The following is a 6,930-nucleotide window of genomic DNA, read 5'->3' as shown; positions in this document are numbered from 1 at the left end:
GAATTACGCAACAAAGCCAATGCCAAGGCAAAGGAGTAAAGCGCAGGCTAGGTAGTTGTCTTTATTAAAACTATAAATATTTTCATGGAACACAGAGAAAATATGTTTAATCTCCTCCAGTTCTAAGACTCGATCTCGGCTCTCTTCAATACCACCAGCGTCATAGTTAGAAAATGCTAGCGCAGGATTCGACTATACTACACCGATTTTCATACCGTGCCTAAAAAGCTGTTTACAGTACATTAGCGTGTCATTGGCTGTGGTTGGACGGCCACTGTCAGCGACTATTTGGATGATGTTGCGAATATCCAAAGGAGTAACTCGTTTCAACGTGTACTGCCCTATTTGAGGCGCGATCTCTTTTAGATAGATACGTTTAGGAATACTGGGATGCTTTAACCTCTTTTCTAAATCTTTGTACCAATCTATGAAAAGATCATCAACTATCTGTATATCAGCCTGCTTGCTTCGTTTTCTTTCAGCAATTGGATTGATTCCTTCGTTAATTTGTTTTCGTAGCTCTGCGGCTTTTAATCTTGCGTCTGCAAGAGAAAGTTCACTGACCTTAGCAATAGTCACTTCCTTTCTTTTATTAAAAAGGGTGTACCTTAGCATCCAGTACGCTTGACCAGCTTTGGGGAGCATGAGATAGAAACCATTCCCATCAGCATGACGACCAATTTCTTTGTCTTTTATTATTGTCTTGATTCGCTTGACGGTAAGGCTACTCATCTCTATCTCCTTGAATTAATGGGTATAAATGCAGTTGTCTTGATCTACTATTAATAAGTGTGGGGAGTGTTTTATGTTTTTATACTATTTTGGGGAGTGAATTGCAAAGCACTCCCCATTGTACTCCCCATTAATTTGTGGCTTTTAGTGGATGACTATGGACTTTTATGTACAGGGAAATAAAAAAGCCCTTTAAAATAAGGGCTTTAAAGATGTGATAGGACTAGGTTAGATACTATTCTATATTCTGGATCTGCTCACGCATCTGTTCGATAAGAACCTTAAGCTCTACGCCCGAAGCAGTGATGTCTGTGCTGATGGACTTAGATGCTAGCGTGTTTGACTCACGGTTGAACTCTTGCATCATGAAGTCAAGCTTACGGCCACAAGCGCCACCTTTCTTCAATACTACATTCGCTTCTTTCACGTGAGAGTCTAGACGGTCTAGTTCTTCTGCCACGTCTGACTTCTGCGCAAGTAAGATAAGCTCTTGCTCAACGCGAGAACCTTCAAGCTCAATTTTCGCATCTTCAAATTTGGTAAGAAGACGTTCACGTTGCCATTCTAAGATCTCAGGCATGCGTGCACGAACTTTCACTACTTCTTCAGTGATTGCATCTAAACGCTGAACGATTAGCACCTTCATGTTCTCTCCTTCACGAGCACGAGCGTCAATGAACTCTGCGATTGCATCGTTGAATGCTTCAAGTAAATCTTTGTTGATGGCATCCATATCTTGCTCTGGAGTTTCCATCACGCCAGGCCAGTTCATGACTTGGAATGGGTTCAGACGGCTGTCTTCACCTGTCATGGTCATAACTTGGTTAGCGGCATTGATCACTTGCTGAGCCAAACCTTCGTTAATGCTCAGCTCGCCTTTCGCTGCTGGGTTTGCTTCAAAACGTAGGTTACATTCAACCTTGCCGCGAGCTAGACGCTTACGGAAACGCTCACGTAAGATAGGCTCTAAACCACGGAACTGTTCAGGCATACGGAAGTAAGTCTCTAGGTAGCGTTGGTTTACACTACGGATTTCCCATACTGCTGTACCCCAATCGCCTTTTACTTCTTTGCGTGCGTACGCGGTCATACTATAAATCATCGAATTTTCCTGTCTTTTATCATTCTGAAAATAACGCGCACGCATAGTATCACGATATGGTGTACTCCCGAAGCTTGTCGCTTTTCACTATAAATAGCCTTTCATGATAAATAGCTTTGAACGGTAAATAGATTTGAAAGATAAACTGCTATATAATCTTGCCCCAATCAAAACTGTCTCACCCCTTTCTTAGGTGATGCACTCTTTCGATAGTAAATCACTTCAGACTGTTAATAAGGTAGATACCAATGCGTCCAAATGACCGCGCTGTAGATCAAATTCGTCCAATTAAAATTACTCGTAACTACACAGCTTATGCTGAGGGTTCTGTATTAGTTGAGTTCGGCAACACTAAAGTTCTATGTAATGCGACGGTAGAAGAAAACGTACCGCGTTGGTTAAAAGGCCAAGGAAAGGGTTGGGTAACGGCTGAATACGGCATGCTGCCACGTGCAACGCACACTCGTAACCGTCGTGAAGCAGCGAGTGGTAAGCAAGGTGGTCGTACGATGGAAATCCAACGTCTGATCGCGCGTAGTCTACGTGCTGTTGTTGACCTGAAAGTAATGGGTGAAATCATGATCACTGTCGATTGTGATGTTATCCAAGCAGATGGCGGTACTCGTACTGCTTCTATCTCAGGTGCAAGCGTTGCAATGGCTGATGCTATCAACAGCCTACTAGCAAGCGGTAAACTGAAAAAGAACCCAATGAAAGGCCACGTAGCGGCAGTTTCAGTGGGCATCGTTGGTGCACAAGCACTGTGTGACCTTGAGTACGTTGAAGACTCAGCAGCAGATACCGATATGAACGTTGTAATGACGGAAGACGGTAAGATGATTGAGATTCAAGGCACCGCAGAAGGCGAACCGTTCAGCCACGAAGAGCTGATGCAGCTTTTAGCCCTGGCGAATAAGGGCATTACCGATATCGTCGAAGCGCAGAAAGCTGCGTTGGCCGACTAATCATTTAATAGCTCCCACATTGGGGGCTATTTTTTTGTCTGCAAAACTCGAAAGGGTAGTGCAGAGCGTAAGTTAAGTTTTATTGAATAAACGTAGAGGAAAAACATGAAAGCATATCAACGTGAATTTATTGAATTTGCACTAGAGAAAGAAGTACTTAAGTTTGGTGAGTTTACTTTAAAGTCTGGCCGTAAGAGCCCTTACTTCTTCAATGCTGGATTGTTTAATACAGGTCGTGACCTAGCGCGTTTAGGTCGCTTCTACGCAGCAGCATTAGCAGATTCAGGTATTGAGTTCGATGTACTATTTGGCCCTGCATACAAAGGTATCCCAATCGCAACAACAACAGCGGTTGCACTAGCGGATCACCACGATGTGGACACGCCTTACTGTTTCAACCGTAAAGAAGCGAAGAACCACGGTGAAGGTGGCAATTTAGTCGGTAGCGAACTTGAAGGTCGTATCATGTTAGTTGATGACGTGATCACTGCAGGTACTGCGATTCGTGAGTCGATGGAAATCATCCAAGCAAACGGCGCTGACTTAGCGGGTGTTCTGGTTGCTATCGACCGCCAAGAGAAGGGCAAAGGTGAGTTGTCTGCGATTCAAGAAGTAGAGCGTGACTTCGGTTGTGCGATTATCTCAATTGTTAGCCTGACTGACCTAGTGACTTTCCTTGAAGAGAAAGGTACCGACGCAGCACATCTAGAATCTGTAAAAGCGTACCGCGCTCAATACGGCATCTAATATTTGATGTCTTGAATCTTAAGATTTAGAGCTTCAAACAGAAAGGCCCGAGAGATTAAACTCTTTCGGGCCTTTTACTTTTCTATTGAGGTGAGCTGCTTTCTTACCTGAAGATAGGCGCTCTATTTGTAACGGCTACTCTATTTATAACGAATGCCGCGTTCAACTTCTGGATCTTCCATGGTCTTGAAGCGCTTGTGCAGCCACATCCATTGCTCAGGTGCTCGTAAGATAATCTTCTCAAGATAACTGTTCATGTAGGCAGCGGCAGCTTTCTCATCTTTTTGTGGATAGTTATCTTCAATTGACTCATCAGCCATGATCTCATATTTGCCGTCGGCATTTCTAAAACCAGACCCCGGAACAAGTGCACATCGGCTAGTGTAAGCCAGAATACTGGTGCCTGTTGTGGTACACGCATCTTCTACTGCGAAGAAAGGTACAAACACAGACTTGTTACGGCCGTAATCATGATCTGGCAGGTAGAAAAGGATCTCACCCTGACGCAAGATTCGAATCATACGCTTTACGTCTTTACGGTGAATCAGGCGATTGCCGTTCTGAGTACGACCGCGGTATTGAATGAATTCATAAGCCGGGTTGTTGTGCGGACGATAAACACCTAAACCTGAAATACCAAGTACCGCCATTGCTCGGGCGGTGATCTCTAGGTTCAAGGCATGCACACAACATAGTAGAACACCTTTACCGTTGTCTTTGTGTGTACGCAGCGTTTGGGTGTCTTTATCCACTAGGATTCTTTTGAAGCGCCACGTTGGCCAAAACCATGTAATACCGGTTTCGATAAGTGCCATGCCAGTATTTTTAAAGTTTTCACTGACCATAGCCGCGACTTCGTCAGCTGGCTTATCAGGGAAGGCAAGTTCCAAGTTACGTGTTGCCACAGCGACACGCTTTTTACCATAACGAGCGCCAAGAGAGCCTAATGAACGGCCTAACAGCAGTAACACACGGTAAGGTAGAACGTTAACGAGAAACGCCAGTAACCCAAAACCGAACCAAACTCCCCAATGTTTAGGGTGGAGCAAAGCCAAGGTAAAAGGTGGCTTAGTAAGAACGTGTTGTGCGGTGCTGTTTTCCGGAGAAGTTTTCGTCGTCATAACCATCACTTAAGGTTGGGTTTACTTAATTTGAGCGCTCAGCAGTGCCCAGTAAGCATCAAAATTTTCGGTTGGTTGATATTTGAAATCAGAGCGAACAAATCGATTCAGACTGCCTTCAACCTGACCGAGCAGTTGAGCCGCTAAGATTTTCTCATCAACCGGGAACGATTTCCCTTCACGAAGTTTTCTTTCACGCAGGATTTGGCGAAGCTGAGTTTCAATACGCTCAAAAAGCTGATTGATTCGTTCACGCAGGCGCTCATTTTCAAACATTAGAGCATGGCCCGATAAAATACGAGTCAATCCAGGGTTACGCTCAGAAAAGACCAAGATCAATTGCATGACTAAGCGAATACGCTCAAGTGTGTCTTTCTCTTCATCTAGAATACGGTTGATTCGAGACATCAACGCTTCTTCAATGAACTCGATTAAGCCTTCAAACATGCGTGCTTTACTTGGGAAGTGGCGGTAGAGCGCCGCTTCAGATACGCCGACTTGCTTGGCCAATTTTACCGTTGTGATACGAGAAGCACCTTCGGTCGATTCCAACATTTGTGCCAGCGCTTGCAGGATTTCTTCACGACGGTTTGATTTTCGAGTACCAGCCATCTATTTACTTCCTTTCCTAAAGATGAGGATTGAGTGAAGCAGGATTATAAACACCATTCAATTCTGTTCCTAGTTTTGTAAGACCTAGGTCAACAGAATCGAGAGGTGTCAGCAGATTGTCAGAGCAAATTTGTGCGTTTATGCACCAATAAGCTGTTGGATCTGATCGAGGATCTGGAAACCAAGTGTGTCTTTGCTATCCAGTGGCAGAGATTTATCACCGTCTTTCCAATAAAGGTGCAATTCATTACTGCTGCTATTGAAGCCCTGGCCTTCGACAGAGACATCGTTAGCGCAAATCATGTCGAGGTTCTTTCTTTCCAGCTTGCCACGCGCGTACTTCTCTACATCTTGAGTTTCTGCAGCGAAGCCTACGGTAAATGGACGGCCTTCCGTCATTGAAGCAACAGAAGCGACAATGTCTGGGTTCTTAACCATTTGAATGGTCATGTCATCTTTACCATCCACTTTTTTAAGCTTTTGGTCTGCAATGGTCTCAGGGCGGTAATCGGCAACCGCAGCACAGCTGATGAAAATATCGTGCTGAGCGGAGTTAGCGCTAACGGCATCAAACATCTGTTGTGCGCTGTCTACATCAATTCGATTAACCTTGTTTGGCGTTGCTAGTGATACAGGGCCGCTGATTAGAGTTACCGTAGCGCCTTGTTTAGCGGCTGCTTCAGCCAGTGCATAGCCCATCTTGCCCGAGCTGTGGTTAGTAATGTAACGCACCGGGTCGATGGCTTCACGAGTTGGACCCGCGGTAATCAAGACCGAACGGCCAGCAAGCGGTTTAGGTTGGAAGAAGTCTTCACAACGATGTACGAGTTGCATTGGCTCGAGCATGCGACCCATACCGACATCACCACAGGCCTGTTCGCCAGCCGCGGGTCCCCAGATCTCACAGCCACGACGTTTTAGTGTGGCGATGTTCTCTTGAGTTGCAGGGTTGCTGTACATTTGTTGGTTCATTGCAGGAGATACCGCAACTGGCGCATCGGTTGCTAAAACCAAAGTGGTCAGTAGGTCGTTACCCATGCCTGCGGTCATGCGCGCAATCAGATCAGCGGTTGCGGGTGCTAATAACACCAGGTCAGCCCATTTCGCCAGTTCGATATGCCCCATGGAAGCTTCAGCAGCAGGATCAAGCAAACTATCAGACACTGGCCTTCCAGAGACGGCTTGCATGGTGAGAGGAGTAATGAACTCCTTGGCTGCATTTGTCATCACGACTTGTACCTGCGCACCACGTTCAATTAAGCGTCGAGTCAGTTCGGCACATTTATACGCAGCGATACCACCACTAATGCCAAGTAGGATTTTTTTTCCAGCTAGGCCTTGTTGGTCAGCGTTACTCAGTTGATTAACCAATGTTTGCATGATTCTGTTCCTTAATTTCTCTGGGCTAACGATATCAGAACAAAGGATTAGTGCCTAGAAGCAGAGCTCGAACAGATTTGATACTCATCAAGTTGGTGTTATCAAACCTATCAATTACACGTTTTTGCTAGCGACTCGTTTCCTTTTCTCTTTATCAAAGGATCTCTGGTTGCAAGCTTATTAAGCTGACGGGTCGTATTCATGACCTTAAATAGCCTTTATATGCCTATAAGCAAAATGCCTGTTGAGTCGATGGGCTTTGTTGCGTAAT

Annotated in this window: 6 protein-coding genes and 1 pseudogene; 2 read left to right on the top strand and 5 right to left on the bottom strand. The window is 45.1% G+C overall.

Annotated elements, in window-relative coordinates; all coding sequences use genetic code 11:
- Positions 1-18: 18 nt before the first annotated feature.
- Together BCT49_RS02035 and BCT49_RS02030 are read right to left on the bottom strand one after the other, a co-directional pair.
- Positions 19-732, bottom strand: a pseudogene (locus tag BCT49_RS02035) (tyrosine-type recombinase/integrase); the annotation flags it as partial.
- A 235-nt stretch (positions 733-967) separates the two neighbouring features.
- Positions 968-1,834, bottom strand: a complete 867-nt coding sequence (locus tag BCT49_RS02030; protein WP_102433943.1) for a YicC/YloC family endoribonuclease — start codon at positions 1,832-1,834, stop codon at positions 968-970.
- Positions 1,835-2,082: 248 nt separating this feature from the next.
- Here BCT49_RS02030 and rph point away from each other — a divergent pair, with 248 nt between their 5' ends.
- The gene (rph, locus tag BCT49_RS02025) at positions 2,083-2,799 is read left to right on the top strand and encodes a ribonuclease PH (protein WP_004735726.1); all 717 of its coding nucleotides are present in this window, start codon (positions 2,083-2,085) and stop codon (positions 2,797-2,799) included.
- Between the two features lie 105 nt (positions 2,800-2,904).
- Positions 2,905-3,546: an orotate phosphoribosyltransferase gene (gene pyrE, locus BCT49_RS02020; protein WP_004735727.1), complete on the top strand. Its 642-nt coding sequence runs from the start codon at positions 2,905-2,907 to the stop codon at positions 3,544-3,546.
- A 140-nt stretch (positions 3,547-3,686) separates the two neighbouring features.
- Here the strand turns inward: pyrE and lpxL are convergent, their stop codons facing one another.
- The 3 genes from lpxL to coaBC all read right to left on the bottom strand — a co-directional run bounded on the left by lpxL (position 3,687) and on the right by coaBC (position 6,659).
- The gene (gene lpxL / locus BCT49_RS02015; protein ID WP_099167204.1) at positions 3,687-4,667 is read right to left on the bottom strand and encodes an LpxL/LpxP family Kdo(2)-lipid IV(A) lauroyl/palmitoleoyl acyltransferase; all 981 of its coding nucleotides are present in this window, start codon (positions 4,665-4,667) and stop codon (positions 3,687-3,689) included.
- A 21-nt stretch (positions 4,668-4,688) separates the two neighbouring features.
- Entirely contained in the window at positions 4,689-5,279 is a 591-nt protein-coding gene (slmA, locus tag BCT49_RS02010) for a nucleoid occlusion factor SlmA (protein ID WP_016768952.1), read from the bottom strand.
- Positions 5,280-5,417: 138 nt separating this feature from the next.
- Positions 5,418-6,659 carry a bifunctional phosphopantothenoylcysteine decarboxylase/phosphopantothenate--cysteine ligase CoaBC gene (gene coaBC, locus BCT49_RS02005; RefSeq protein WP_102433942.1) on the bottom strand — a complete coding sequence of 414 codons (1,242 nt, stop codon included), beginning with the start codon at positions 6,657-6,659 and terminating at the stop codon, positions 5,418-5,420.
- Positions 6,660-6,930: the final 271 nt, after the last annotated feature.

Origin of the sequence: Vibrio lentus (assembly GCF_002875945.1) — a bacterium.
Taxonomy (GTDB): Bacteria; Pseudomonadota; Gammaproteobacteria; order Enterobacterales; family Vibrionaceae; genus Vibrio; species Vibrio apostichopi.
The sequence above is the reverse complement of the archived record's forward strand: the minus strand, read 5'-3'. Positions and strand labels throughout refer to the sequence as shown.

Bases quoted from the DNA above. Each gene is read 5' to 3' on its own strand.
- BCT49_RS02030 (WP_102433943.1), bottom strand. From the start codon at position 1,834: ATGATTTATAGTATGACCGCGTACGCACGCAAAGAAGTAAAAGGCGAT.
- rph (WP_004735726.1), top strand. From the start codon at position 2,083: ATGCGTCCAAATGACCGCGCTGTAGATCAAATTCGTCCAATTAAAATT.
- pyrE (WP_004735727.1), top strand. From the start codon at position 2,905: ATGAAAGCATATCAACGTGAATTTATTGAATTTGCACTAGAGAAAGAA.
- lpxL (WP_099167204.1), bottom strand. From the start codon at position 4,667: ATGACGACGAAAACTTCTCCGGAAAACAGCACCGCACAACACGTTCTT.
- slmA (WP_016768952.1), bottom strand. From the start codon at position 5,279: ATGGCTGGTACTCGAAAATCAAACCGTCGTGAAGAAATCCTGCAAGCG.
- coaBC (WP_102433942.1), bottom strand. From the start codon at position 6,659: ATGCAAACATTGGTTAATCAACTGAGTAACGCTGACCAACAAGGCCTA.